This window comes from Leisingera sp. MMG026, assembly GCF_021654205.1.
Lineage (GTDB): Bacteria > Pseudomonadota > Alphaproteobacteria > Rhodobacterales > Rhodobacteraceae > Leisingera.
Map to the genome: position 1 here is coordinate 14,532 of NZ_JAKFZM010000020.1, position 25,490 is coordinate 40,021.

At 63.2% G+C, this 25,490-nt stretch carries 30 protein-coding genes, 1 tRNA gene and 1 riboswitch; of the genes, 12 read left to right on the plus strand and 19 right to left on the minus strand.

Translation table 11 applies throughout. From position 1 onward, the window contains the following. Positions 1-17 precede the first annotated feature (17 nt). Complete coding sequence (locus tag L1069_RS12590) at positions 18-257, minus strand: Lrp/AsnC ligand binding domain-containing protein (protein ID WP_129371499.1); 240 nt, start codon at positions 255-257, stop codon at positions 18-20. A gap of 175 nt (positions 258-432) precedes the next feature. Here L1069_RS12590 and hisB point away from each other — a divergent pair, with 175 nt between their 5' ends. Continuing rightward, on the plus strand, positions 433-1,020 hold the full coding sequence (gene hisB / locus L1069_RS12595) for an imidazoleglycerol-phosphate dehydratase HisB (protein ID WP_129371500.1): 588 nt from the start codon (positions 433-435) through the stop codon (positions 1,018-1,020). A gap of 1 nt (position 1,021) precedes the next feature. After that, positions 1,022-1,660 (plus strand): imidazole glycerol phosphate synthase subunit HisH, encoded by a 639-nt coding sequence (gene hisH, locus L1069_RS12600; protein ID WP_134829485.1) that lies wholly within the window; start codon positions 1,022-1,024, stop codon positions 1,658-1,660. A 65-nt stretch (positions 1,661-1,725) separates the two neighbouring features. Here hisH and L1069_RS12605 read toward each other — a convergent pair whose 3' ends face one another. After that, positions 1,726-2,457 carry an AraC family transcriptional regulator gene (locus L1069_RS12605; RefSeq protein WP_237455895.1) on the minus strand — a complete coding sequence of 244 codons (732 nt, stop codon included), beginning with the start codon at positions 2,455-2,457 and terminating at the stop codon, positions 1,726-1,728. A 103-nt stretch (positions 2,458-2,560) separates the two neighbouring features. Here L1069_RS12605 and L1069_RS12610 point away from each other — a divergent pair, with 103 nt between their 5' ends. Together L1069_RS12610 and L1069_RS12615 are read left to right on the plus strand one after the other, a co-directional pair. Continuing rightward, positions 2,561-3,097: a peroxiredoxin-like family protein gene (locus L1069_RS12610; protein ID WP_237455896.1), complete on the plus strand. Its 537-nt coding sequence runs from the start codon at positions 2,561-2,563 to the stop codon at positions 3,095-3,097. 99 nt (positions 3,098-3,196) lie between these two features. Then, positions 3,197-3,448 carry a WGR domain-containing protein gene (locus L1069_RS12615; RefSeq protein WP_129371504.1) on the plus strand — a complete coding sequence of 84 codons (252 nt, stop codon included), beginning with the start codon at positions 3,197-3,199 and terminating at the stop codon, positions 3,446-3,448. An 18-nt stretch (positions 3,449-3,466) separates the two neighbouring features. On the opposite strand, the gene L1069_RS12620 is transcribed toward L1069_RS12615, so the two are convergent. Further along, positions 3,467-3,853 (minus strand): DUF2147 domain-containing protein, encoded by a 387-nt coding sequence (locus L1069_RS12620; protein WP_129371505.1) that lies wholly within the window; start codon positions 3,851-3,853, stop codon positions 3,467-3,469. 135 nt (positions 3,854-3,988) lie between these two features. Between L1069_RS12620 and hisA the strand changes: the two genes are divergently transcribed. Both hisA and L1069_RS12630 read left to right on the plus strand, forming a co-directional pair. Then, positions 3,989-4,711, plus strand: coding sequence for a 1-(5-phosphoribosyl)-5-[(5-phosphoribosylamino)methylideneamino]imidazole-4-carboxamide isomerase (gene hisA / locus L1069_RS12625; RefSeq protein WP_129371506.1), 723 nt, complete (start codon positions 3,989-3,991; stop codon positions 4,709-4,711). Positions 4,712-4,736: 25 nt separating this feature from the next. Then, entirely contained in the window at positions 4,737-5,027 is a 291-nt protein-coding gene (locus tag L1069_RS12630; RefSeq protein WP_237455897.1) for a hypothetical protein, read from the plus strand. A 30-nt stretch (positions 5,028-5,057) separates the two neighbouring features. Here the strand turns inward: L1069_RS12630 and L1069_RS12635 are convergent, their stop codons facing one another. Then, entirely contained in the window at positions 5,058-5,504 is a 447-nt protein-coding gene (locus L1069_RS12635; protein WP_237455898.1) for a DUF302 domain-containing protein, read from the minus strand. Between the two features lie 436 nt (positions 5,505-5,940). Between L1069_RS12635 and hisF the strand changes: the two genes are divergently transcribed. After that, positions 5,941-6,702 (plus strand): imidazole glycerol phosphate synthase subunit HisF, encoded by a 762-nt coding sequence (gene hisF, locus L1069_RS12640; RefSeq protein ID WP_237455899.1) that lies wholly within the window; start codon positions 5,941-5,943, stop codon positions 6,700-6,702. An 11-nt stretch (positions 6,703-6,713) separates the two neighbouring features. After that, on the plus strand, positions 6,714-7,031 hold the full coding sequence (locus tag L1069_RS12645) for a phosphoribosyl-ATP diphosphatase (protein ID WP_237455900.1): 318 nt from the start codon (positions 6,714-6,716) through the stop codon (positions 7,029-7,031). Positions 7,032-7,269: 238 nt separating this feature from the next. On the opposite strand, the gene L1069_RS12650 is transcribed toward L1069_RS12645, so the two are convergent. The 3 genes from L1069_RS12650 to rlmB all read right to left on the minus strand — a co-directional run bounded on the left by L1069_RS12650 (position 7,270) and on the right by rlmB (position 9,285). Next, positions 7,270-7,740, minus strand: a complete 471-nt coding sequence (locus tag L1069_RS12650; RefSeq protein ID WP_237455901.1) for a CoA-binding protein — start codon at positions 7,738-7,740, stop codon at positions 7,270-7,272. Positions 7,741-7,946: 206 nt separating this feature from the next. Next, complete coding sequence (locus tag L1069_RS12655; protein WP_237455902.1) at positions 7,947-8,396, minus strand: YHS domain-containing (seleno)protein; 450 nt, start codon at positions 8,394-8,396, stop codon at positions 7,947-7,949. A gap of 112 nt (positions 8,397-8,508) precedes the next feature. Then, positions 8,509-9,285 carry a 23S rRNA (guanosine(2251)-2'-O)-methyltransferase RlmB gene (rlmB, locus tag L1069_RS12660; RefSeq protein ID WP_129371513.1) on the minus strand — a complete coding sequence of 259 codons (777 nt, stop codon included), beginning with the start codon at positions 9,283-9,285 and terminating at the stop codon, positions 8,509-8,511. Between the two features lie 120 nt (positions 9,286-9,405). Here rlmB and L1069_RS12665 point away from each other — a divergent pair. Continuing rightward, positions 9,406-9,489: transfer RNA gene (locus L1069_RS12665), tRNA-Tyr, on the plus strand. A 143-nt stretch (positions 9,490-9,632) separates the two neighbouring features. Here L1069_RS12665 and L1069_RS12670 read toward each other — a convergent pair. From L1069_RS12670 to bioB, 12 genes are all read right to left on the minus strand, one after another. After that, positions 9,633-10,151 carry a DUF2478 domain-containing protein gene (locus L1069_RS12670; protein WP_237455903.1) on the minus strand — a complete coding sequence of 173 codons (519 nt, stop codon included), beginning with the start codon at positions 10,149-10,151 and terminating at the stop codon, positions 9,633-9,635. Between the two features lie 62 nt (positions 10,152-10,213). Beyond that, positions 10,214-10,876, minus strand: coding sequence for an NnrU family protein (locus L1069_RS12675; protein ID WP_237455904.1), 663 nt, complete (start codon positions 10,874-10,876; stop codon positions 10,214-10,216). 124 nt (positions 10,877-11,000) lie between these two features. Further along, the gene (locus L1069_RS12680) at positions 11,001-13,037 is read right to left on the minus strand and encodes an ABC transporter permease subunit (protein ID WP_237455905.1); all 2,037 of its coding nucleotides are present in this window, start codon (positions 13,035-13,037) and stop codon (positions 11,001-11,003) included. After that, positions 13,037-14,101: a betaine/proline/choline family ABC transporter ATP-binding protein gene (locus tag L1069_RS12685; protein WP_237455906.1), complete on the minus strand. Its 1,065-nt coding sequence runs from the start codon at positions 14,099-14,101 to the stop codon at positions 13,037-13,039. The genes L1069_RS12680 and L1069_RS12685 overlap by 1 nt, the downstream gene beginning before the upstream one ends. Positions 14,102-14,111: 10 nt before the next feature. After that, a complete protein-coding gene (locus L1069_RS12690; RefSeq protein ID WP_237455907.1) occupies positions 14,112-15,077 on the minus strand; it encodes an ABC transporter substrate-binding protein in 966 nt (321 codons plus the stop codon). A gap of 398 nt (positions 15,078-15,475) precedes the next feature. Continuing rightward, the gene (locus L1069_RS12695; RefSeq protein ID WP_237455908.1) at positions 15,476-16,444 is read right to left on the minus strand and encodes an ABC transporter substrate-binding protein; all 969 of its coding nucleotides are present in this window, start codon (positions 16,442-16,444) and stop codon (positions 15,476-15,478) included. Between the two features lie 171 nt (positions 16,445-16,615). Then, on the minus strand, positions 16,616-17,407 hold the full coding sequence (gene bioC / locus L1069_RS12700; protein WP_237455909.1) for a malonyl-ACP O-methyltransferase BioC: 792 nt from the start codon (positions 17,405-17,407) through the stop codon (positions 16,616-16,618). Then, positions 17,404-18,024 (minus strand): pimeloyl-ACP methyl esterase BioG family protein, encoded by a 621-nt coding sequence (locus L1069_RS12705; RefSeq protein ID WP_134829473.1) that lies wholly within the window; start codon positions 18,022-18,024, stop codon positions 17,404-17,406. Before L1069_RS12705 ends, bioC begins: the two co-directional genes overlap by 4 nt. A gap of 3 nt (positions 18,025-18,027) precedes the next feature. Next, the gene (bioA, locus tag L1069_RS12710; protein ID WP_237455910.1) at positions 18,028-19,326 is read right to left on the minus strand and encodes an adenosylmethionine--8-amino-7-oxononanoate transaminase; all 1,299 of its coding nucleotides are present in this window, start codon (positions 19,324-19,326) and stop codon (positions 18,028-18,030) included. After that, a complete protein-coding gene (gene bioD, locus L1069_RS12715; RefSeq protein ID WP_134829471.1) occupies positions 19,323-19,949 on the minus strand; it encodes a dethiobiotin synthase in 627 nt (208 codons plus the stop codon). The genes bioA and bioD overlap by 4 nt, the downstream gene beginning before the upstream one ends. Beyond that, on the minus strand, positions 19,946-21,085 hold the full coding sequence (locus tag L1069_RS12720; RefSeq protein WP_237455911.1) for an 8-amino-7-oxononanoate synthase: 1,140 nt from the start codon (positions 21,083-21,085) through the stop codon (positions 19,946-19,948). Before L1069_RS12720 ends, bioD begins: the two co-directional genes overlap by 4 nt. Further along, on the minus strand, positions 21,085-22,062 hold the full coding sequence (bioB, locus tag L1069_RS12725) for a biotin synthase BioB (protein ID WP_129371525.1): 978 nt from the start codon (positions 22,060-22,062) through the stop codon (positions 21,085-21,087). The genes L1069_RS12720 and bioB overlap by 1 nt, the downstream gene beginning before the upstream one ends. 214 nt (positions 22,063-22,276) lie before the next feature. Beyond that, positions 22,277-22,405: riboswitch (TPP riboswitch) on the plus strand. A gap of 133 nt (positions 22,406-22,538) precedes the next feature. Here bioB and thiC point away from each other — a divergent pair. From thiC to thiS, 3 genes are read left to right on the plus strand one after another with little or no spacing between them, the layout of a single operon-like run. Next, positions 22,539-24,359 (plus strand): phosphomethylpyrimidine synthase ThiC, encoded by a 1,821-nt coding sequence (gene thiC / locus L1069_RS12730; protein ID WP_237455912.1) that lies wholly within the window; start codon positions 22,539-22,541, stop codon positions 24,357-24,359. Further along, a complete protein-coding gene (locus L1069_RS12735; protein ID WP_237455913.1) occupies positions 24,356-25,324 on the plus strand; it encodes an FAD-dependent oxidoreductase in 969 nt (322 codons plus the stop codon). Before thiC ends, L1069_RS12735 begins: the two co-directional genes overlap by 4 nt. Then, positions 25,293-25,490, plus strand: a complete 198-nt coding sequence (gene thiS / locus L1069_RS12740) for a sulfur carrier protein ThiS (protein WP_129371528.1) — start codon at positions 25,293-25,295, stop codon at positions 25,488-25,490. The genes L1069_RS12735 and thiS overlap by 32 nt, the downstream gene beginning before the upstream one ends.

Below are 25,490 nucleotides of genomic sequence, written 5' to 3' on the forward strand. Positions count from 1 at the left end.
GCGGGGCGTTTTCTGTTTCAGAACACCTTGTAGGTCATCGTCGTCAGCGAGCGTTCAATCCCGTCGATCTGCAGCAGCTGGTCATTGATGTATTTGCCAACGTCCTCGCCGGTGGGGATGTAGAGCTTCATCAAAAGGTCGAAATTGCCGCTGGTGGAGTAAAGTTCGGAGTGGATTTCCCGCAGGGCGATTTCTTCGGCCACCTTGTAGGTGGTGCCGGGTTTGCAGCGGATCTGGACAAAGACGCAGGTGGACATGGGTGCCCCTTTTGGATGGTCAGGAATTTGCGCCCAAGCTCGCACGGCGGCGGAGGCGGCGCAAGAGACCGGGATTGCTGCAACAGATTGGCCCCCATGCACAATGCCGCACTTGAGCCACGCCCCCTGCCCGCCCTATAAGCGCCCCTGCAGCTTGACGAAGGACAGCCCGCAGATGCGTACCGCCACAGTGACCCGCCAGACCGCGGAAACCGATATCTCGGTCGAAATCAATCTCGACGGCACCGGGATCTATGACAACCGGACCGGGGTCGGTTTTTTCGACCACATGCTGGACCAGCTGGCGCGTCATTCGCTGATCGACATGACCATCCGCGCCAAGGGCGATTACCACATCGACGACCACCACACAGTGGAGGACACCGGCATCGCGCTGGGTCAGGCGCTGGTGCAGGCGCTGGGGGATAAAAAGGGCATCCGGCGCTATGGGGAATGCCACCTGCCGATGGATGATGCGCAGGTGCGCTGCGCACTGGACCTGTCTGCGCGCCCGTTCCTGATCTGGAACGTCGAGCTGCCGACCCAGAAAATCGGCGCTTTTGACACCGAACTGGTACGCGAATTCTTCCAAGCGCTCAGCACCCATGGCGGCATCACCCTGCACATCGACCAGCTGCACGGGTTCAACAGCCACCACATCGCCGAGGCGGCGTTCAAGGCTGTCGCCCGCGCGCTGCGGCTGGCGGTGGAGACCGACCCGCGCAAGGCGGATGCGATTCCCTCGACCAAGGGCGCGCTGTGACATGCTGACCGCGATTATTGATTACGAATCCGGCAACCTGCACTCGGCTGAAAAGGCCTTTCAGCGCATGGCGCGGGAGATGGACGCGGGCGAGGTTGTGGTGACCTCCGACGCCGATGTGGTGGCGCGGGCGGACCGGCTGGTGCTGCCCGGCGATGGCGCCTTTCCGGCCTGCGCGGCAGAGCTGCGCGGCCACAAGGGCATTTATGACGCCATGGTCGAGGCGGTTGAGCAGAAGGGCCGCCCGTTCCTGGGCATCTGTGTCGGCATGCAGCTGATGGCCACCACCGGGCATGAATACCAGGAAACACCGGGCCTTGGCTGGGTCGGCGGCGATGTGGTGAAGATCACGCCTGCGGATACATCTTTGAAGGTGCCGCATATGGGCTGGAACGATCTGGTGATCGAGACGGACCACCCGGTGTTTGACGGCATCGAAAGCGGCGATCACGTGTATTTTGTGCATTCCTACCACTTCCGCGCCGCCGATCCGGCGGAGCGGCTGGCGCATGTGGATTATGCAGGCGACGTGACCGCGGTTATTGGCCGGGACACGATGCTGGGCATGCAGTTCCACCCTGAAAAAAGCCAGGCGACAGGGTTGCGGATGATCGGCAACTTCCTGGCCTGGAAACCGTAAGGGGACGGCGCTGCGCGCCGTTGCCTCCGGCGGGAGTACTTTAGGAAAGATGAAAGCTGCGGCGTTCAAGCAGCCGCGGTGCGCAGGGAGACCGGCGCGACGCCGTACGCCTTGCGGAAGGCGCGGGTGAAGCCTTCGGGGCTGCAGTAGGCGTAGCGGCGCGCCACCGCCTCGACCCGGTCGCCGCGGATGAGATCCTGATGCGCCAGGATCAGCCGCCAGCGGCGCAGGTACCCCATCGGGGTTTCCCCCACCTCCGACGCAAACAGTTCCGCAAAACGCGACAATGACAGGCCTGCTTCCTGCGCCAGATCGGCGTTGGCCCAAAGCCGGCCAGGATGGTCGTGCATTGCGACAATGGCCCTGCTGAGGCGCGGGTCCGAGAGGCCTGCCAGCAGCCCCGTTTCAGTGGCGCCTTTCTGGATCTGGTTGCGCAGGAGGCGCACCATCAGCACCTCCCCCAGCCGGTTGATCACCGATTGCGCGCCGCAATGCCGGCCCTCTGCCTCGTCCCGCATCAGACGCACCAGCCCCTGTGCTTCGGCATTGCTGCTGATGCTGTAGTCCACCACCGATGGCAGGGCCGCCAGGAACGGATTGCTGTTGCCCGACCAATCCACCCGCGCTGCCCACATGATCGCACCGGGGTCCGGATCCGCCAGCGGGCCGCGCGGGCGATAGAGGATCCGCACCGGCTGTCCCGCCGCATCTGCCAGCGCAATCAGATTGGCCTCGCCAGGCCCGGCTGCCTGAACGGCGAGCTGAAAGCGGTCCATCAAGGTGGTAAGGCGGTCCAAATTCCGGTGTTCCAGTCAGATTTTTCGGGTTTATGAGACAGTAACCTGCGCGATACGTTTGATCAACCACCACTCGCACCACTACTCACGAAGGACCAATGCCATGCTGATCCCCCGCCAGAAGACCCCGGAGCTGACCCTGCCGACGCTGGACCACGGCCTGTTCGACCTGTCTGCGGAGACCTCCGAACGCGGCACTGTGATCTGCTTTTACCGCGGCCTGCATTGCCCGATCTGCGCCACTTATCTGAAGGAGTTCGACAAAAAGGCCGCAGCCTTTGCCGAGCGCGGTGTTGATTGCATCGCCATCAGCTCGGACGGCGAAGAACGCACCCGCGCGATGGCCGACAAGATCGAAGCCAAAGACCTGCGATTTGGGTACGGCCTGCCTCTCCCGGTGGCCAAGGACTGGGGGCTCTATATCTCGACCTCGCGCGGCAAGACATCGATCGGAATCGAAGAACCCGCGCTGTTCTCGGAACCCGGCCTGTTCCTGGTGACGCCTGAGCAGACGCTGTATTACGGCGCGGTGCAGACCATGCCGTTTGTGCGCCCCCATTTCGCGGAACTGGTGGCGGCGCTGGATTTTGCCATTCCCAACAACTACCCGGCGCGCGGCGAATACACCGGTGATGTGTAGCACCGGCGCCAGCCCTTAAAATCGGCTGCGTCCGGTAATGGACAAGGGGTCCGCTTCCATGCATACGGGGCGGACCTTTTTCGCGTTTCAGGTCCCCCATTGCACATCCGTTTCGAGAAATACGACCATACTGAAGGCAAGCACCGCTATTGCCAGCTGAGCCTGACACCAACGCTGTTCGGCGACTGGTGCGTTGAGCGTGTGTCGGGACCGCTGAATGCGCCGGGCGGTGTTCAGAAGCGGACGTATTTCGCCGCTCAAGCAGAGGCACTGGCGATTTTTGAACGCTTCCGGGACCGGCAGATGAAACGCGGCTATGCGCCGATCCCGGTGCAGCTGGGGCTGCTGTAGGGTCAGGCCCTCTCAGGCTTATTTGATCCGGGTCCAGGTCTGTTTTGAGCAGATCAGCCCGCCCGCCACACATCCGCGCAGGGCAAGAGAGCGACCCGTAACATCCATCTTGCCGATGTAGATCTTATCATTGGAGGGCCGCCAGACCTTGCCCTCGTAAGAGCCATCGCCGTTCGGCACCATGCCGATCACCAGCGTCTTGCCGATATTCGGGGATTTGTATTCGCCCTCACTGTTGAAGGTGCGGGCAATCTTGCCGCAGACGGCAGCGCCGCATTTTTCCATCTGGATATGCGCATAAGAGCCGTCATCCGCTTGCGTCTTCCAGACGCCCAGTACCGGGTCCGCCGCTGCCGCGCCTGTAAGCCCTATTGCAACGGCCAGACCTGCCAGTAGATGTTTCATTCCATGTCCTCCCTGTTTTTCAGGCAGCCTGTCCCTGATGCGCCCGCTGAGGCAAGGTTGACTTCGGGTCGCGTTGCAATTCGGCCCCGCCTTGTGCAAAAGACCGCCAGCTTGATTTCACGAAGGACCGCCCGGATGATCCTCTACCCCGCGATTGACCTCAAAGACGGCCAGGCCGTGCGCCTGCTGCATGGCGAGATGGACAAGACCACCGTGTTCAACGACAACCCCGCCGCCCAGGCGCTGGAGTTTGTCGAGGCGGGCTGCGAGTGGCTGCATCTGGTGGACCTCAATGGCGCCTTTGCCGGTGAGCCGGTGAATGCCGCGCCGGTCGAGGAGATCCTGAAGCAGACCAAAGTGCCGGCACAGCTGGGCGGCGGCATCCGCGACATGGCAACCATCGCGCGCTGGATCGACAAGGGCCTGGCACGGGTCATTCTGGGCACCGTGGCGGTAGAAAACCCGGACCTGGTGCGCGAGGCGGCGCGGGAATTCCCCGGTAAAGTCGCCGTCGGCATCGACGCCCGCAATGGCCGCGTTGCAACCAAAGGCTGGGCCGAAGAAACCGACGTGATGGTCACCGACCTCGCCAAGTCGTTTGAGGACGCGGGCGTAGCCGCGATCATCTACACCGACATCCTGCGCGACGGCGCAATGAAGGGGCCGAATGTGGAGGCGACTGCGGATCTGGCCAATGCGGTCAGCATCCCGGTGATTGCCTCGGGCGGCGTGTCCTCGCTGGACGATCTGCGCGCACTGAAATCCTGCGGTGCGCCACTGAACGGTGCCATTTCGGGCCGCGCACTGTATGATGGGGCGATTGATCTGAAAGAGGCGCTGGCGGTTCTGAAAGCCTGACGCGTCTACGGAACCGGGAGGCCAAATGCGCCTGATCCGCCGAATTCTTGCCATTCTGGCCCTGGGGCCCATTGCCCTGTGGCTGCTGTGCATTGCCTTTGTAGTACTGCTGGGGTTCGGCTTTGGCTGCGAAATCAACGAAGGTTTTGCCAACCCTTGCGTTGTGCTGGGCCGGGATCTGAGCGAGACCGCCTATTCCATGGGCATCCTTGCCGCCTGGGGCCCGCTTATCTTCGGCCCGGTCTCAATGGGGGCCGGGCTTCTCTGGGCGATTGCCGTTGCGATTGACCGCCACCGGTCCCGCCCGCGCCAATAAGGCACGGGAGGGCCGGTCCGGCTCCTTGGCTTACTGCGCGGCGGCAGCCGTCAGCTTGCCCAGGGCGCCCTGCATCTTGGCGATAAAGCCCGCATCCGCAGGGATATCGAGGGTAGAGAGCATCTCTGCCGGATCCTCATAGGTCAGCCAGACCTGGCCTTCCGCATCTTCATAGGCCAGCACCTTCAGCGGCAGATAGAGCCCCGCGCGCGGGTCTGCCTGCATTGCCGGGGTGCCCAGCTTGGGGTTGCCGAAAATCAACAGCTGCGAGGCCCCCAGCTCCAGCTCTGCCTTCTGCGCACCTGCAGCATGGTCGACGCGGGCAAAGACGGTGGCGCCTGCGCCCTCAACCGCTGCCTGCAGCGCATCCATGGTCTCAGCCACGGGTTTCTGGCTGGGTAACTTCATCAGTTCGGCGGCGGCGGGCAATGCGGACATAAGGGCGATGGCTCCGGCAAGAATAAGGGGTTTTGTCATAACAACTGCTCCGAAAATGTACTGTGATAGGATGAAAACAAGGCAACAGACCCCGGCTGGCAATTCACGTCTTCGGCATCGGCAGTTCTTTGCTGCCACCCTGCGGCCGCACAAGCCGCAACGTATGATTGCAGCACCAGTCAATTTGAAGCACTAATTCAAAAGCTGCTAAACCTGCGCTTACGTTCCGCAAGTTTTAGGCAGCTATGCCTATTCTCTGATGATCTGGGGTTTTGTTTATATCGTCACCATTCTTCTACCCGCGTTGGTGCTCTTTGGGGTAACAGAAGCGGCCTGCCGGATACGCCTTAAGAACGCACCCTCCAGCTGAAACATACGCACAGCAAAGACCAAAACGCGTATCCACCGCCATATCTGTTGCGATTCCAGCGTCCATTGCGTACCCACGGGCCAAGCAGTCCGAAAGGCCCGATCCATGCTGAAGACCCGTATCATTCCCTGTCTCGACGTCGCCGACGGGCGCGTGGTCAAGGGTGTCAACTTTGTCGGCCTGCGCGATGCGGGCGACCCGGTGGAATCGGCCAAGGCCTATGATGCGGCGGGCGCGGATGAGATCTGCTTCCTCGATATTCACGCCACCCATGAAAACCGCGGCACCATGTTCGATGTGGTGCGCCGCACCGCCGAGCAGTGCTTTGTGCCGCTGACCGTGGGCGGCGGGGTGCGGACCAAGGACGATGTGCGTGCGCTGCTGCTGGCCGGGGCTGACAAGGTCTCGTTCAACTCGGCTGCCGTGGCCAACCCGGATGTGATTGCCGAGGCCGCAGATCAGTTCGGCAGCCAGTGCATCGTCTGCGCCATCGACGCCAAGACGGTCGAACCGGGCCGCTGGGAGATCTTCACCCATGGCGGGCGCAAGGAAACCGGCATCGACGCGGTGGAATTCGCCCGCACGGTGGTGGCAAAGGGCGCCGGGGAAATCCTGCTGACTTCGATGGACCGCGATGGCACCAAATCCGGCTTTAACCTGCCGCTGACGCGGGCGATTTCCGATGCGGTGGACGTGCCGGTGATCGCATCGGGCGGCGTCGGCAACCTGGATCACCTGGTGGAAGGTGTAACCAAGGGCGGCGCAAGCGCGGTGCTGGCGGCCTCGATTTTTCACTTCGGGGAATACAGCATCCAGGAAGCCAAGAACCACATGGCCGCCGCCGGCATCCCGATGCGGCTGAACTGAAGGGGCACGTGATGAGCCTGCTGCACGATCTAGAAGCCACCATCCTGTCCCGCAAGGGATCTGACCCTGACAGCAGCTGGACCGCCAGGCTGCTGGCAAAGGGGCCGGAGAAATGCGCCGAGAAATTCGGCGAGGAAGCCATCGAGGCGATCATCGAAGCGGTGAAGGGAGACAGCGGCAAGCTGGCCTCGGAAGGCGCCGATATGCTCTATCATTTCCTGGTGATGCTGGCGGCCCGCGACGTGGCACTGGACGATGTGCTGCAGGTGCTGGCCGAACGCCAGGGCCTCAGCGGCATTGCCGAGAAGGCCGCACGCCCCAAAGGCTGATCCCAGGGCCGCTTCTGCGGCGGCGGGTCAAGGGAGGCGCAGCCTCCGCGCGCCAGCGCGGCTTGCCCTTGACGCGCCCCCTTATACACACTCAGCAAGGCTCTGACGGGCAAACTTGCCCTTCCGGGCCTCTCAGCAAAATCTTCTTCTTGCGCCGCGCAGCGGCGCTACGCCCAACCGTGGAGGCTGTCCAAAGGACGGCCGGAACGGGCGGGAGCACCTCCGCCCCGCCGCCGCCTCAAAGCTTCGAGGATATGATCCCGGTGGCGAAACCGCCAAAACGCAACTCTCCGAACAGGCGCTGGTATTCGATCTTGGGACAGCGGTTCTGGATCACCGTGACACCGCGTGCTTCAGCCTTTGCGGCGGCTTCGGCATGTTCCACACCAATCTGCATCCAGATGGTTTGCAGCTCAGGAAATGCCTCCAGCGCCTCGTCTGCAATGGGCGGCACCGCCTCTGAGCGGCGGAAGATATCGACCATGTCCACCGGGACGTCTATTTCAGAAAGACTGGCCCGCACCGTTTCGCCAAACAGCATCTTGCCTGCATGGCCGGGGTTCACCGGAATCACCCGGTAACCCTTGAGCCCCAGATAGCGCGCCACGTAATAGCTGGGGCGCACCGGGTTCATCGACACGCCGGCCACCGCCACCACTTTGGTCCGTTGCAGGATCGTTTTCAGATGCTCATCGCTGTATTCTGTCATGGCCCGCACCCTAGCTGCGGCGCCCGCTTTGGCAAAGGCGGATTCGCTGCCGGGCAAACAAAAAAGCGCCCGGACGAACCGGGCGCTAGGTATGGAACGAGGGACAGTGAAAAAGATCTGCGGTGGTTCCACTCCGCAGTCCCTATTGAATATGGGCCACAGTCTGGAAAATAAAAGAGCACCTCTCGTAATCGTGAGGTGACAGGCTATTTCCTTAGAACCGCAGGCCAATGCGCGCGGCCGTCCGCAATCATCTGCACGGTGTCCGCCTGCCACAGATGGTGGACACCGCGGTTGTTCAGAAGAAACAGCTCTCCGTCCACGATGGCCCAGATTCGCGGGTTTCCATCATGAAGCCGCCCCTGCGACATCGCATAGGCGCAATAGCCGCCAAAGGCCGGTGCATAGGCCCGCGGATTGGCCTCGAACTGCGCCTGATTGCGGGCTGATGCAAACCGCCAGACAACGCCTTTCCACATCACCGCATGGCCGCGCCGTCCGGGTTCTGCCGTGCCATGTTCGAAAAACGCAACCGCATCATACCCGCCGATAGCAACGCCCGCACGGGAAGAGAAAACAGCAGCATCAGCCCGCGCCCTATCCGGCAGGGACACAAACATCACCGCAACGGCCATCAGGACCAGACGCAAGGCCACATTGCACTCCATTCACTTCTTGCAACAGACTTCCGACTCTGCCGCACCGCCGTGCTCTTGCAAAGACGGCATACGCAGATGTGATCAGCCCGTGACGGCCGGCGCCGCGGCCCTACCTGGCGATGGAGGCGTAAAGCGCGATGGCCGCTGCATTGGAGACGTTGAGCGAGCCAAAACCGCCCGCGGCGTCAATCTTAACCAGCCCGTCAACGGTTTCTTTGGTCTTCTGGCGCAGGCCCGGGCCTTCGGCGCCCAGAACCAGTGCCACCGGCAGGTGCTTTTTGCCGTCCAGTGCGGTCTCAATGGTGTCCTCCGCCTCGCCGTCCAGGCCCAGCACGACAAAGCCCATGTTCTGCAGTTCAGCGATGGTATCAGCAAGGTTGCGCATCCGCAGATAGGGCTGGCGTTCCAGCGCGCCGCTGGCGGTCTTGGCCAGCGCCCCGGTTTCCGGTGCCGAATGGTGGCGGGTGCCAATGACGGCGCTGGCGCCCAGCACCTCGGCCGAGCGCAGGATGGCGCCGACGTTGTGCGGATCCGTCACCCGGTCCAGCAGCAGCACCCGCGGCGCCTCGCGGCCGATGCAGTTGTCGGCCAGCCCGCCCCAGTTCAAGGGCTTCACTTCCAGTGCGGCACCCTGATGCACCGACTGTGCGTCAATCGGAGGGTTGAACTTGCGCGGGTCGATCACCTCGGCCTCGACGCCCGAGGCTGCGATGGCGTCCGCCAGTTTCACTTCGGCGTTCATGGTCACCATCAGGCGCAGTTTCTCGCGCTGGGGATTCATCAGCGCATCGCGCACCGCATGCAGCCCGAACAGCCAAACGGTTTCTGCCGAGGCGGCCTTTTTGGACTGTTCTTTTGCGACGACCCATTTGGGCTTCTTGGTCATTTTGCTCTCCGGCAGAAAGAATTTTCAAGGCGTGCTGAAAACTTGCGTTTTTCCGGTTGACGCCCCTTTGGCCTGCTTGTAATCACGCCTCCACATCAGGTGCAACATGCAACTGACAGTGGGCGACAGGCCGCAAGGTGTGGCAGGGGACTGTAACTCCCTCGCGGAGACGCACGCCTGGTTCGATTCCAGGGTCGCCCACCATCTTCTCTTCTATTCAGACCGGACGATGGTGGCTCAGCTGCAGACCGGATGGGCAGCGCGCCGCCCCTGTGCTGTCCGGCGCAGCAAAAAACCCGCGTGAAGTTCGCGGGCTTTCCGTTTGATTTGAAATGGGAATGCGCCAGTCAGGCGGTTTCAGAAACGGCCTGTTCCGCCCAGGCAACCAACGCGTCCAGATCCGGTCCTGCCTCCACGGCCATACCGTCGGCAAAGGTCTGGAACGGCTCCACATTCATCTGGTTTACGCCGGAAATCACCGGAATGCCCAATGCCAGCGCCTCGCCGATTATGGGCCGCATGCCGCGCCCGTCGGCCTCGTGCTTGCCGAATTTATTGACGATCATCAGCTGCGGTGCCGGGTCCGTTTGCAGCGTGGCAGAGACCTGCCCGACCGCCTGTTCCAGCGCTTCCGGGTTCAGGCGGCAACCGCGCGCACCGGCGCCCAGGGATTGCGAAATCCGGATGGTTTCGCCGTCAGGCAGCACCCGCACATCCATGTCGCACAGTTCCTTGTCGTAGCATTCGACATTGGTCTGCACGATGCCGGCCAGGCGGATGCCCTTGGCCTGCAGCCGTTCGGCAAGCTCGCTCAGCAAACGGTCAGTGGCACCGCGTTCTTGGGTCATCACATAGGCCAGGTGCATCGGTCATTCTCTCCAGTCTCGTCTCAGTTCATAGGTGGTCATGCAGCGGGCTGGGTCAACCCCTACCACGGCAACGGGCTGTAGCCGATGACCGGGGTGTGCAGGATCAGCAGGGCCAGAAACACCGCGCCCGCCAGCCCGGCCTCAGCCGCAGAGGGGCGCAGGCGGGCCAGATTCAGCCGCGCGGTATTGCGGCTGAGGCGGGTCCATTCGCCCTGCCCCATCCGCCGCTGTGTGCGCCGGTCGATCAATGCCATGCCGGTCCAGGCAAAGCCGCCAAACAATCCGAACAGGATCACATGTGCCAAATCGCCATTGGCCAGCAGATGCGCCCCGGCCCAGAGCGCCATGGCCGCAAGCAAAGGGTGGCGGCTGACACCCAGAATGCCGGGATCAGCCGGATCAAAGACCCGCAGCCCCAGGCCGCCAAAGCTGAACGGGTTCTGCCGCATCATGCCCGCCACCGCCAGCAGGCAGGTCAGCGGCATCAGCAGAAGCGGCGCCCAGCGGAAGATGTCCCAATAGGGCAGCACGCCGACATAAGGCGCCCGTGCCGCCGCCACGACCAGCCAGGCCAGAATTACCAATGAAAGCAGGCTATAGGCGATGATGTAGCCGCGCTGGCCCAGGCGGCCCACCAGCCAGGGCCGCACCGGCGGACGCACCGGGACTGCGTGGCTGGCCAGAAACAGAATCAGCGCGGCGGTGAATTCTAGCCAGCCCATCGGGGTCTCTCCTGCCTTAGATCAGTCTATCATTCAGCTATAGGCGGGCGGGCAGCGCAGAACGTTGCCCCAGATCAAAAAAGGGCGCCGCTGGGGCGCCCTTCTCACTTTGCGGCAGCCAGGCCTACAGCCCCAGCGCCTTGCGCCTCTCCTCGGCAAAGCCCTGCACCATGCGGTCGGCGATCAAGGCGAGGATCGCCATCGCCGCCCCGGCGGAGATGCCAAGCCCCACATCCGCCTGCCCCAGCGCCAGATAAATCGACTGGCCCAGGCCGGTGGTGCCGATCAGCGCCGCAATCACCAGCATTGCAAAGGCATAGAGGATGGTCTGGTTCAGACCCAGCAGGATCGACGGCGCCGCATAAGGCGCCCGGATATCCTTGAGCATCTGCCATGTGGTGGCACCTGAGGCTGTTGCGGCTTCTATCATCTCCTCTGGTGTCGAGACCAGCCCGTGCCGGGTGTAGCGGATCATCGGCACGATGGCATAGGCGATAATCGCCAGGAAGGCCGAGAACTCGCCGATCTGGAACACCATCAGCACCGGGATCAGGAAGACAAACAGCGGGATCGTCTGCAGCATGTCGCAGATGGGCCGCACCAGCCGCCAGAGACCGGGCGACACCGCCGAGGCAAGCCCGATCGCGCCGCCCATTACCGCGCAGGCAAAGACAGCCGCACCCGACAAATACAGCGACAGCAACGCCCGTTCCCACAGGCCGGAGACCAGAATGGTGCCCAGCAGTAGAACCGTCATGATGGCCAGACCGCGCCCGCCGGCAACCCAGGCCAGCGCGCCTGCGCCGATCAGCACAAAGGGCCAGGGCAGTTGCGAAATACCCGTCTCCAGCATGCCGGCGGCAATCAGCAGCATCACGCCCAGCGCCACCTGCCCGCGCAATGCAAAGACCAGACCGGCAGCCGCACCCGCCGCAAACACCCCCAGGCTCATCGCCGGGGTCCAGGAGAAACCCCAGGTGAAGGGCAGCACCGCCTGGTCCAGCCCGATCCGCAACGGCAGCAGCACATAAAACAGCACGTTGTTTTTGAACGCTGTCAGCGCATCGGCATTGGCAGTGGTAAAGGCCGACAGCCCCCTGTCGACGCTGTCCGCGACCGGGTTGAACAGCGCATAGGCGCCGGGTTGCTGAATGTGGCCCCAAAACACAGCGCTGGCTGCGGCGCCCACGGCCAGAATGCCCCAGGCGATGCGCGGATCATGCTTCTCCCGCCGCTCTTCGGTCAGGGTGCCGCTCATCCGGTCGATTAGGATAGCAAAGACCACAATCACCGAGCCGGCCAGCAGGCTTTGACCGAACTGCGCCTTGCGCATGGTCAAAAGGACCTCCCAGCCGATGTCGTCAAAGCCGCCGATAACGGCTGCGATGATCACCATCGACAGCGCCGCCATCAGGCATTGGTTGACGCCCACCATGATCTGCTGCCCGGCCGAGGGGATCTCGCATTGAAACAGCTGCTGCAGCCGGGTGCCGCCGGCCATGATGGCAGCCTCTTTGATCTCCGGCTCGACCCGCTCCAGCCCCAAAAGCACATTGCGCGCCATTGGCGGCGCGGCATAGATGGCCGAGGCGATGAGGCCCACAACCGGGCCAAAGCCGAACAGCACCAGCAAGGGCGTAAGATAGGCAAAGGTCGGCACCGTCTGCATGATGTCCAGCAGCGCCTGCACCGGTTTGCGGACGCGCGGGTATTCATTGGCCAGGATGCCGATGCCGCCGCCGATGATCAGCGCCAGCGGTACTGAAACAGCAACCAGCGCCAGGGTGTTCATGCTTTCGGGCCAGTACCCCGACGCCAGCACAAACCCGAGACCCACAAGGGCCATCAGCGCCATCCGCACCCCGCCCAGGATCCAGGCCAGCGCCGTGGTAGCGCAGATGACCAGCGGCCAGGGCGTGTTGCTCAGCACATAATTCGCCGCTTCCATCGGATAGAACATCAGCGCCGAAAAACCACGCGCAGTGGGTTTGATCAGCGCCAGCAGCCACTCCATCGCCGCACCCGCCCAGTCGGTTGCGGGCAGCACCCAGGCGGCAGGGAATTTGACCAGCCACGGCAGGCTGCTTTCCAGCAGAAGGCACAGGGCGCCCGCCGCCGCCGCGATCAGCGCCGCCACGGATCCTTTTGTCAGAACCGCCATTACCCCTGCTCCACCTGCAGCGCCGCCGCCAGATTTGCCGGGTTCACTACCCCAACCACGTTGCCTTCGGGAGAGCGCACCGGCACCGGCTCGTACAGTTCCATGCAGCGCGCCAGGGCCGCGTCCAGCGTCATGTCCTGGCGCAGGCCGGGATCATCGGCGCCATAGGCCAGCCCCGCGCCGGTCTCCATCACCGAGGCCACACGGGCGTGCCGGCCCTTGGCCACATCCTTGGAGAACTCGCGCACGTAATCATCCGCCGGACGCAGCACGATATCGGCGGGGGTGCCGATCTGCACAATCCTGCCGTCCCGCATAATGGCGATACGGTCGGCCAGTTTCAGCGCCTCGTTGATGTCATGGGTGATAAAGACGATGGTGGTTTTCAGCTTGGCCTGGATTTCAAGAAACTCATCCTGCAGCTGCCGCCGGATCAGCGGGTCCAGTGCCGAGAACGGCTCATCCAGGAACCAGACCGAGCAATCCGCCACCAATGAGCGGGCAATGCCGACACGCTGGCGCTGGCCGCCGGACAGTTCGCGCGGATAATGGTTTTCACGGCCGCGCAGGCCGACCAGATTGATCACCTCTTCCGCCTTGGCCTGACGTTGTTTTTTCTTCACCCCCTGCACCCGCAAGGGATAGGCGACGTTTTCGGCCACCGTCATATGCGGGAACAGGCCGAAATGCTGGAACACCATGCCCAGCTTCTTGCGGCGCAGTTCGATCAGCCGTTTGGGGCTGGCCTCAACGATATTTTCGCCGTCGATGCGGATTTCGCCGCCGGTTGCGTGCAGCAGATGCGAAATGCAGCGGATCAGGGTTGACTTGCCGGACCCCGAAAGCCCCATGATCACAAACAGCTCGCCCTCCTGGACTTGGAAGGACACATTCTGAACCGCCGGGATCAACCCCTTGCGGCGCAGCTCTCCGGCGGCGTCATGCGGCGAGTGATGGTTTGCCAGCACCTCTTTCAAGGTGCTGCCTGCGTCATTGCCAAACACCTGCCAGACATTCTGGCAGGTGATGGCCGGCGTGTTCGTGCCAGTTTCAGAGCCACTCACTGGGCGCGGCTCACTTGATGGCGGCGTCGACAACCGGGCGCCATTTGCCCTCGTTTTCGGCCATCCATTCGGCGACAACTTCCTCGACCTTGCCGCCGTCCACATCGACCGCGCCCATCATCGGCTGCTGGTCTTCCACTGCCAGAGTGTAGTTCGACAAGATCTCATAGGCAGCGGGCCAGGTTTCCTCAGTGCCGGACCAGGCTGCCTTGAAGATGCGCGAGGGCGAGAAGTCGCAGTCATTCACCGCATTCGGGTTCGGACCCCAGGCCGGATCCGAGAAACAGGCCTCCTCACCCGCCGGGAGATCGACGAATTGCACATCATAAGCCGACATCGCCCAATGCGGCTGCCAGAAGGTGACCAGCAGCGGTGTCTTGCGCTCGGTCGCGGCGCGCAGTTCGACAATCAATGCGGCCTCGGAACCCGCAGGCACCGCCTTGAACGGCAGGTCCAGCCCGGTCATACGGTCGGCGCCCGGCGTGCCCCAGTCGGCGGGGTAATCCACCAGGCGGCCATTGGGCAGTGTTTCCGCGGTGGCGAACTGCATCGCGCAGTCCTTCAGCGCCTCCCAGGCCGGCAGGCCGGGACACAGCTCGGCCACATGGGCCGGATAGGCGATGCCTTCGCGCGCGTTCAGCTCCAGATCGCCGAGTTCAACAACAGTGCCCTCTTCGATCTTCTTGGCGTATTCATCCGAGACGTTCGAGGACCAGATTTCCAGCGTCGCGTGGATGTCGCCGTCAGCAATCGCCTGGAACTGGTTCATCATCCCGGCCGAGACAAATTCCACCTCATAGCCCGCGGCCTTCAGCATCCCGGCGGCAATATGGGTGGTCACATGCTGGCCGGTCCATTCGTTCACAGCCAGCTTGATCGGTTTGCTGGTATCACCAAGTTCCGCCGCCGAAGCAAAGCCCGCGGCAACCGTCATTGATGCGGCGCTCAGCGCCAGCGCATATCCTTTGAAGTTCATTGTTCTACTCCCTGTCAGTGTTCTTGCGCCGCCGATTGTCCGGCTTGGCGCGTCCTTTTTGGAACCCGGCGGTTCATGGCGTCTGCCTGGCCTTGCGGCTGGTCTTGTTCTTGTCAGCAAGCACCCATGGTCCAAGTGTGGCCGGGGATAATGCAAGTATTGGAACATATTACGACTGTTTGTCGAGCGATTGCGGCATAAACTGTGAAAAATTTTGATTGATGGTTCAAGTTTCTGTCCAATCGGACAAGTTCCGGAATCACCCTGCCCCATGCGGCAAACGCCCGCACCCGGCATAGCGCGGCCGGGACCCCGGCTTCAAGACCTGCCCCGCACACAAAAAACAGCGCCCCCCGCCTGGGGCGGGAGCGCCGAAATCGAAACCCGGACCTTGCGGGTCAGGATCGGCCTTTGCCGGTGGCTTCCTCGATAACGGGCATCCATTTGGCCCGGTTCACAGCAAGCCAGCCGCGGGCGGCGCCCTGCACGGTTTCGCCGCGGACATCCACCAGGCCGATCAGCGGCTGCTGGTCCCAGATGCTCAGCTGATAGTTTTTCAGGATCTCGTAGGCTGCGGGCCAGCGGTCTTTCAGGCCCTTCCAGGCCGCCTTGGCAACCCCCCCGCGCTGAAAATCGCAATCTCCGGTCTCTTTCGGGTTTGGCCCCCAGGCCGGGTCCGTATGGCATACCGGGTCGTACTTCGGCAGGCGCACGAATTGCAGCGCATAGGTCGACATGGCCCAATGCGGTTGCCAGAAAGTGGCGATAACCGGACGTTTTTCCCTATAGGCATTCTGGAATTCTTCGATCATCGCGGCCTCGGATTCGGCTGCGACCACATCGAACGGCAGCCCAAGCGCCCGGATCCGGTCACCACCGGGAGACCCCCAGGATTCAGGGTAGGCCAAGTAACGGCCTTTCTTGCCCTTGCCGTCGGCGGAAAAGATCGCCGCGCAGTCCCGAAGCGCTTCCCAATCCGGCAGCCCGGGGCACATCTGAGCGACATAAGGCGGCACAACGACGCCGTTACGCGCATCAAGCCCAAGGTCTCCCAGATCTACCATATCCCCGCCTTCCAGCGCCTCAACATAGCCTTCAGGCGAACTGGATGTCCAAACCTCCATGATGGCGTGCAGCTCACCGGATTCAATCTGCGGGAAAACCCCGCCGAGGCTGGCCTCGACATATTCAACCGTATACCCCGCCTCCTCCAGCATGCCGCCGGCTATGTAAGTAGAAAGATGCTGGCCCGTCCAATTGTTGAGTGCCAGCCGGATCGGCGTTCCGGTATCTCCCATATCGGCTGCTTCAGCGGTTCCCGATACCGCCAGCGCCGCCAGTGCAGCGGCAAAGGCTTTGATTTTCATCGGCGTAACTCCCGTACTGCCAGTCGTCCCACATGCTGCGCTCTGACGCAGCCCTGTTTCCGGGATAACAGGCGGGAATTGACAAAGATTAATACGCGGCCGGATGCGGCAGTACTTTGGCTGGGAAAAAACCTAAAACTTGCCTCAAGTGCGGACAGCCGCCCTGACCGGTCAGCCGGTCTTGCGCGCCACCAGCAGGACCGGATCATAGGTCAGCGGCAGTTTGCCGCCACTGCTGAATCGCTGCCGGTAAGCACCTTCAAAGTCCTGCAGCCGCCTGCGGCTCCAGCTTTGCTGGGCGTGGCCGTTGACACCGGTCCGGCGCAGGTGTTTCAGCAGCTCCAGCGCGGTATCGAATTCCAGCACGGCAGGGCGTTGCTCGATGGCCAGAATCTCCAGGTCTTGCGGCAGCACGGACGGCCACTCCCCGGCATCCAGGTAGCTGGGCGCCGCGGCGGATGACCCCAGCGCCGCCAGTTCGCGGAACTGGCCCCGGCCAAAGCCGGACAGCGCCAGCCAGCCGCCGGGCTTCAGCCGCGCCGCCAGCCGGGCGGTCAAGGCCGGCAGATCCGGGATCCACTGCACGGTCGAGGCTGAGGCGATCAGGTCAAGCTGCTGCGGCAGCGGCAGAGTCTCAACCGGGCCGCCCTCAAACCGGGACTGCGCCGGGGCTGCGCTGCCCAGTGCCTGCAGCACCTGCGCCGCCTCCGGCACTAGGTCATTCAGCAACAGGCTACCGGCCGTGAACCGCTGCAGCAGGTGCCGGGTCAGATGACCGGTGCCGCAGCCGAACTCCAATACCGCCCCGAACCGGCGGGGCGCGCCCTGCGCTTGCAGCAGACCTGCAAGCTGCGCCGCAATATCCGCCTGCACAGAGGCGGTGCCGTGATAGCTGTTCAGCCCGCGGCGGAAGCTTTGGCGCACGCGGGTCTGATCCAGCTGAGGCGGCAGCGTGTCTTTCACTGGAACAGCTCCTCCCACTGCGAGAAGCGGCCAAAGGGGGCGTGCGGCGCGTCGATCTGTGTCACGTTCTGCCCCGCCCATGCGCGTGCCAGATTGGCGGGCGGAAAGATCTTGTCGCCGGAGCTGATCCAGACCTTGTCAAAGCGCATCTGCGGCGCGTCGCCGCGCTGCTCTACCGCCAGCAGCTCAGCCCGCCGCGCAGGCACATCCAGCGGTTCTGCCTCTTGCGGGGCACCGAATACACGGGTCAGAAAGTCCTGGTAGCTTTCCAGGCTCAGCGTTTCCATTGTTCTGCGGAAGACCGCAGGCGGAATACCGGCGCCGCGGTTCACCGGCTGCAGGCTGCCGTTCACCGCCGCCTTGCGCTGGAACACCACATCCGCCCGTCCCTGCTGCCAGTGGGCATAAGAAGCCACACCAAAGGACCAGGCCAAGACGCTGACCCGGCTGTAACCGGACAGATCCGGCAGCTCTGCGTTCAGATCGGTATAATCGCCGGCAAACAGAATGTCCTGCGGACCGTCCAGATGCCAGAACACCTCCGGCCCCACAGCCCAGCCGCCGAAGACCACGATGGCCTCGGCTGCATTGTTCTGCTTGATCCAGCGGAACTCCATTGCTTACAGCTCCCGCGCCAGCCGCAGCATGCCTGCGGTGATCTCGCTCAGCTGATCCGGCGAGGTGATGAACGGCGGCATGGTATAGATGTTCTTGCCAAAGGGACGCAGGAACACGCCCATATCATGCGCACGTGCGTGGGCCTCATCCGCGGACACCGCGTGTTTCATCTCGATGACGCCAATGGCGCCCAGAACCCGCACATCCGCCACATTGGGCAGATCGCGCGCCGGTGCCAGTTCAGACTGCATCTGCTCTGCAATCCCCGAGACCGTGCCACGCCAGTCCTGCCCGGTCAGCAGATCCAGCGAGGCCTTGGCCGCCGCACAGGCCAGCGGATTGGCCATATAGGTCGGCCCATGCATGAAAATGCCCGGGTTGCCGCCGCCCACACCCTCGGCGATGCGGTCGTTCGTCATGGTGCAGGCAAAGGAGATATGGCCACCGGTCAGCCCCTTGCCGAGACAGATGATATCCGGCTGAGCGGTGCAGAAATCGGTCGCAAACAGTTCGCCGGTACGGCCAAAGCCGGTGGCAATCTCGTCGAAAATCAGCAGGATGCCCAGTTCATCGCACAAGGCACGGGCCTGGCTCAGGTATTCCGGGTGATAGAAATACATGCCGCCAGTGCCCTGCACCACGGGCTCCAGAATAAAGGCGGCGATCTTCTGCGCATTGGCTTCCAGCACTGCCCGCAGCTCGCCCAGGCCGTTCTGCGCCGGATCGTCGATCCAGTCCTCATGGATGCGGATGGGCGGGCGGGAGACGAAATGCTGCACGCTCAGCGCGCCCTGGAACAGGTGGTGCATACCGGTGTCCGGGTCGCAGACGCTCATCGCCTTCCAGGTGTCGCCGTGATAGCCGGAGCGGATGGTGGCAAACTCCTTACGCTCTGCCTGGCCGATGGCGTGCTGGTATTGCACCGCCATTTTCATCGCCACCTCGACCGAGACCGAGCCGCTGTCGCAGTAGAAGATCCGCGTCAGGCTGTCGGGGGTGATCTCCAGCAGCTTGCGGCCCAGGTCGATTGCCGGATCATGGGTCAGCCCGCCGAACATCACATGCGGCAGGGTGTCGAGCTGGGCGTGGATAGCCGATGTGATCGCCGGGTTTTTATGCCCATGCATCATGCACCACCACGAGGACATAGCGTCGATCAGCCGGGTGCCATCGTCGAGCGTGATGTGGACGCCCTCGCTTTCCTTCACCACAAAAGTCGGACCGGGTTTGGCCACATTGGTGTAGGGGTGCCAGAGGTGCTGCTGGTCGAATTCCAGCTGGGTGAGGCCGGATGCGCTCATACCAAAGCCTCCGTGATCAGGTCTACCCGGATACTGGCCTGAAAGGCCACGGCCAAAGCGTCAGAGGTCAGCTCGCCCAGTACCGGCAGACGGCCCAGATGCGCCACCTGACCGAACTGGCAGATGGTTTCTTCCACCCCAGGCTCCGCATCGCCGATAAAGGCCACGCCCACCACCGAGCAGCCCGCATCGCGCAGCGCCTTCAGCGACAACAGCGTGTGGTTGATCGTGCCCAGCTGGGTCCGCGCACAGAGGATCACCGGCGCGCGCCAGCGGGCAAACAGGTCGAGATACAGAACCTCACGGTTCAGCGGCACCATCAGACCGCCGGCGCCTTCGGCGACCAGCACGCCATCGGCCTCAGGCAGGGGCAACGCATCCGGATCGATCTCCACGCCTTCGGCCTCTGCCGACAGATGCGGCGAGGCAGGGAGTTGCAGAAGATACCCTTCAGGCAGCGCCGGGCGGCCTGACAAGCGCGCAACAATCTGGCTGTCGGTCTCCTCCTCCAGCCCCGATTGCACCGGCTTCCAATAGGTGGCGCCCAGCGCCTGCACCAGGCCGGCCGAGAAGATGGTCTTGCCGATGCCGGTATCTGTTCCAGTGACGATCAGCGCGCTCATGGGTTTGTCTCCATTTCCCGGGCGAGGTCTTCGAACATCCGGGTGATGACCTCTGCCCCTGTGTTCAGCGTGATTGACAACCGCAGCCGCGAGGTGCCGCGCGGCACCGTCGGCGGGCGGATACCGCGAATGTCATAGCCGCGGGTTTGCATCGCGGCGGCCAGCTCCATGGTGCGCTTGTCGTCACCGATCACCACCGGCAGGATCTGGCTTTGGAAACCGTCCAGCCCGCAGAAGCGTTTGGCCTCGCCTTGGGCATGGGTGATCCCCTGCCACGTTTGTTCGCGGCGGCCCGTGTTCTGTTGCAGCTCAGCCAAGGCCGCCCGCACCAGTGCGGCATTCAAGGGCGACGGGGCGGTGGCAAAGATAAAGCCGCGCGCCTTGTTGATCAGCGTCTCGATCAGCACCCTCTGGCCGCAGATCAGCGCACCAGAGGCACCCAGCGCCTTGCCGCAGGTGTGCAGGCTCAGGACGTTGGGACGGTGGGCAATGCCGTGTGCCAGCCCGCAGCCCAGATCACCGAACACACCTGTGGAATGCGCCTCATCCACCACCAGCACCGCGCCGTCCGCATCACACAGCGCCATCAGCGCATCCAGCGGCGCCAGGTCGCCATCCATGGAATAGACCGCCTCAACCGCGATCCAGACCTGGCCGGTGCCACCAGCAGCGCGCCAGTCCGTCAGCACCCGCGAAGCGTCTTCCACGTCGCCATGAGCAAAGCTGCGGTTCTCGGCCCGGCCCAGCCGCATACCGTCATGGGTGCTGGCATGGATCAGCGCATCATACAGCACCAAGTCGCCCTGCTGCGGCAGGGTCGAGAAAATCGCCTGATTGGCAGTGAAGCCGCCCCCCATGAACAGCGCCGCCTCGGTTCCAAAGAACCCCGCCGCCTCAGCTTCCAACTGCTGATGCTCTGCGTCATTGCCGCGCAGCAGGCGCGAACCGCCTGCGCCCACTGGCACACCGCGCGCCAGCGCGTCTGCGGCGGCGGCGCGCAGCACATCGCTGCCCGCCAGCCCAAGATAGTCGTTGGAGGCAAAATCATGCCCGTCCCGCGGCATCAGCTGCCGGTAACGCCCGCGATTGCGCAGCGCTTCCAACGATGTCTCATGCCTCGGGAAGGCGCCCGCCATCAGCGGCTGCCGTCACATCCCACCGCCATTGCGGTGATGCCCAGACGGTCGAACAGCTGCTGATCCTTGTCCTCTTCCGGGTTGTCGGCGGTCAGCAGCGTATCCCCCACAAAGATCGAGTTCGCGCCGGCAAAGAAGCACATCGCCTGCATCTCGTCCGACATGTCTGTGCGGCCTGCAGACAGGCGCACATGCGATTTCGGCATCAGAATGCGGGCCAGCGCCACCGAACGGACGAATTCGATCGGATCCAGCTTTTCCACATCCGCCAGCGGCGTGTCGGCAATCGGGATCAGCATGTTCACGGGCACCGAGTCCGGATGCACCTCCAGCGTCGCCAGCGCCAGCATCATGTCGATGCGGTCCAGCTGCTGCTCGCCCATGCCGACGATACCGCCGGAGCAGACCTTGATGCCCGCCTCGCGCACCCGGTTCAGGGTGTCGATCCGGTCGGCAAAGGTGCGGGTGGTGATGATCTCGGAGTAATACCGCTCGGAGGTGTCGATATTGTGGTTATAGTAATCCAGACCAGCATCGCGCAGACGGAACACCTGATCTTCCTCCAGCATGCCCAAGGTCATGCAGGTCTCCATCCCAAGATCCTTGACCCCCTGCACCATCGCCTCAAGTGCGGCCATGTCGCGGTCCTTGGGCGAGCGCCAGGCCGCCCCCATGCAATAGCGCGTGGCGCCGCCTTCCTTGGCTTTCCTGGCTTCGGCAATCACCCGCTGCACTTCGATCAGCTTGGAGGCTGAGAGCTGCGCGCCGTTGCGGGCCGACTGCGAGCAATAGGCGCAATCCTCGGCGCAGCCGCCGGTCTTGATGCTGAGAAGCTTGGATTTCTGCACCTGATTGGGGTCGAAATACTGCCGGTGCACAGAGTGCGCCTGAAACAGCAAGTCCATGAAAGGCTTGTTGTAAATCGCTTCCGCTTCTTCGCGGGTCCAGTCGGTGCGGATGGGTGCAGCGTCCAGCATGCTGTCTCCTGTTCTCGTATACCAGTTGGCCATACGCGGATGGCGTTGCGGATTTTTATAGATAATTTCACCACCCTCGATCAAGCATCAAAGCTGCGCTGCAGCGATTTGACCCGCTTTTGCGTCCATAGCGCCAGTATCAATCTGATTTTAATGCCAAAAAATAATCTACAAAGATTCCGGTTGACGCGAGCCCTATGCCTCCCCTACCCCTAAAGCCACGCAGGGGAGTCCCGCTCAAGGGACTGAGAGGCGTCAAGGTGCGGGGCAACCCGGGCCGGCGGCGCGACCCTTTGAACCTGACCCAGTTGATACTGGCGTAGGAAGCAAGGACGCGCCTTTTGTCCCCGTGTCCCCGCGGGGACAGCCGTTTGAAACAGGCGCATTCCGGTAAAGCAGGCCTCTTTGCCTGCCGGTTTCCCAGCCAAAACTCATCTGGTGTCTTTTCTGAGTTTTCGGCTTTGAGGAGCACCAAAATGAACGTCCCCAACCCCAAGATCACCACGGGCGCCCTGCCCGCGTCGCGCAAGATCTATGTCGCAGGCGAAGTCCATAAGGACATCCGTGTGCCGATGCGGGAAATCGCCACCCACCCCACGGCGGGCGAGGCACCGCTGCCGGTCTATGACAGCTCCGGCCCCTATACCGATCCGGACGTGCTGACCGACATCCGCCAGGGCCTGCCGCAGTTGCGCCGCGACTGGATCGAGGCGCGCGGCGACGTCGAAGAATACACCGGCCGCGATGTGACACCTGCGGACAACGGCTTTGTCGCGGGCGACCGGCTGACGCCCGAATTCCCGGTGAAACCCGCGCCGCTGCGCGCCAAGGACGGCAAGGCGGTGACCCAGCTGGCCTATGCCCGCGCCGGGATCATCACGCCCGAGATGGAATTCATCGCCATCCGCGAAAACCAGCTGCGCGAATTGTCCCCTTGCCACCGCGATGGCAACGACTTTGGCGCCAATATCCCCGATTACGTGACGCCGGAGTTTGTCCGCGATGAAATCGCCGCCGGCCGCGCCATCATCCCCGCGAACATCAACCACCCGGAAATCGAGCCGATGATCATCGGTCGCAATTTCCTGGTCAAGATCAACGCCAATATGGGCACCTCTGCCGTCACCTCCTCGATGGAGGAAGAAGTGGACAAACTGGTCTGGTCGATCCGCTGGGGCGCTGACACGGTGATGGATCTGTCGACGGGCCGCAACATCCACAACACCCGCGAATGGATCATCCGCAACTCGCCTGTCCCGATTGGCACCGTGCCGATGTATCAGGCGCTGGAGAAGGTGAACGGCATCGCCGAAGACCTGACCTGGGAAGTGTTCCGCGACACCCTGATTGAACAGGCGGAGCAAGGCGTCGATTACTTCACCATCCACGCAGGCGTGCGGCTGCACATGGTGCCGATGACTGTTGAGCGGGTGACCGGGATTGTGTCGCGCGGCGGCTCGATCATGGCCAAGTGGTGCCTGCATCACCACAAGGAGTCGTTCCTGTACGAGCATTTCGAGGAAATCTGCGACATCTGCCGCCAGTATGATGTGTCCTTCTCGCTGGGTGACGGGTTGCGCCCCGGCTCCATCGCTGATGCCAATGACGAAGCGCAGTTTGCCGAGCTGGAGACCCTGGGCGAGCTGACCAAGATCGCCTGGGCCAAGGATTGTCAGGTGATGATCGAAGGGCCGGGCCATGTCGCCATGCACAAGATCAAGGAGAACATGGACAAGCAGCTGGAGTGCTGCCACGAGGCGCCGTTCTACACGCTTGGGCCGCTGACCACCGACATTGCGCCGGGCTATGACCACATCACCTCCGGCATCGGGGCCGCCATGATCGGCTGGTTCGGTTGTGCGATGCTGTGCTACGTGACGCCCAAGGAACACCTCGGCCTGCCCGACCGCGACGACGTCAAGGTGGGTGTGATCACCTATAAGATCGCCGCCCATGCGGCCGACCTCGCCAAGGGTCTGCCGGGTGCGCAGCGCCGCGATGATGCGCTTTCACGCGCGCGGTTCGAATTCCGCTGGGAGGACCAGTTCAACCTGTCTCTGGACCCGGACACCGCGCGCGAGTTCCACGACCAGACCCTGCCGAAAGAGGCGCATAAGGTGGCGCATTTCTGCTCCATGTGCGGGCCCAAGTTCTGCTCGATGCGGATCAGCCACGACATCCGCGCCGAGGCGCAGAAGGAAGGCATGGAGGCGATGGCCGCCAAGTTCCGCGAAGGCGGCGAGCTGTATGTGCCTGCGCCCGGCGAAGCTGGGAAAGCGGCGGAACCGGCGGAATGATCACCATCGCAGGCGCAGGCCTTGCCGGCCTCGCCTGCGCCTATGAGCTGGCGCAGCGCGGGGCCAAGGTCACGGTCTATGAACGGGGGAATACCTCCGGGGACAGCAGCGTCGCGCGCTTTGCCGGCGGCATGCTGGCGCCCTGGTGCGAACGCGAAAGTGCCGAGGAGCAAGTGATAACTCTCGGCAGCCGCGCCTTCGGCTGGTGGGCCAGGGTCACACCGGTGCACAGGCGCGGCACGCTGGTGGTGGCGCCGGCCCGCGACCGGGCGGAACTCACGCGCTTTGCCCGCCGCACTACAGGCCACCGGGGGGTGGACGGAGCAGAGATCACCGGGCTGGAGCCCGCGCTGGAGGGGCGGTTTTCGCAAGGATTGTTCTTTGATGGCGAGGCCCATCTGGATCCGCGCCGCGCCTTGCGGGACCTCAGCGCCAAGGTACAGGTGATGGGGGTGGACATCCGCTATGGCACCCCCGCCCCGGCCGGCGTCACGCTGGATTGCACCGGCATCGCCGCACCCCTGCCCGGCCTGCGCCCGGTGCGCGGCGAGATGGCAATCCTGCATTGCCCCGAGGTGCAGATCAGCCGCACCCTGCGGCTGCTGCACCCGCGGATGCCACTGTATCTGGTGCCCCGCGGGGACGGGCATTTCATGATCGGCGGCACCATGATCGAAAGCAGCTCGGACCGGGCCATCACCCTGCGCTCACTCAGCGAACTGCTGAATGCCGCCTTTACCCTGCACCCCGCATTCGCCGAGGCCAGCGTGGCGGAGACCGGCGCAGGCCTGCGCCCGGCCTATCCCGACAACCTGCCGCGGCTGATCGAACAGGACGGCACGCTCTACCTCAACGGGCTTTACCGCCACGGCTTTCTGCTGGCGCCCGCGATGGCGCAGCAAGCCGCGGACCAACTGTTACCGGAGACCACAGATGAAAATCATCGTGAACGCCAGACCGCATGACGTATCCGCAACCGACCTCCAGTCTGCGCTGCACGAGCTGGGCTTTGCCTGCTCCTCGGTTGCGACCGCGCTGAACGGCCGTTTTGTGGCCCGCAGCAACCGGGACAGCGTACAGCTGACTGAGGGCGACCAACTGGAAGTCCTGGCACCGATGCAAGGAGGCTGA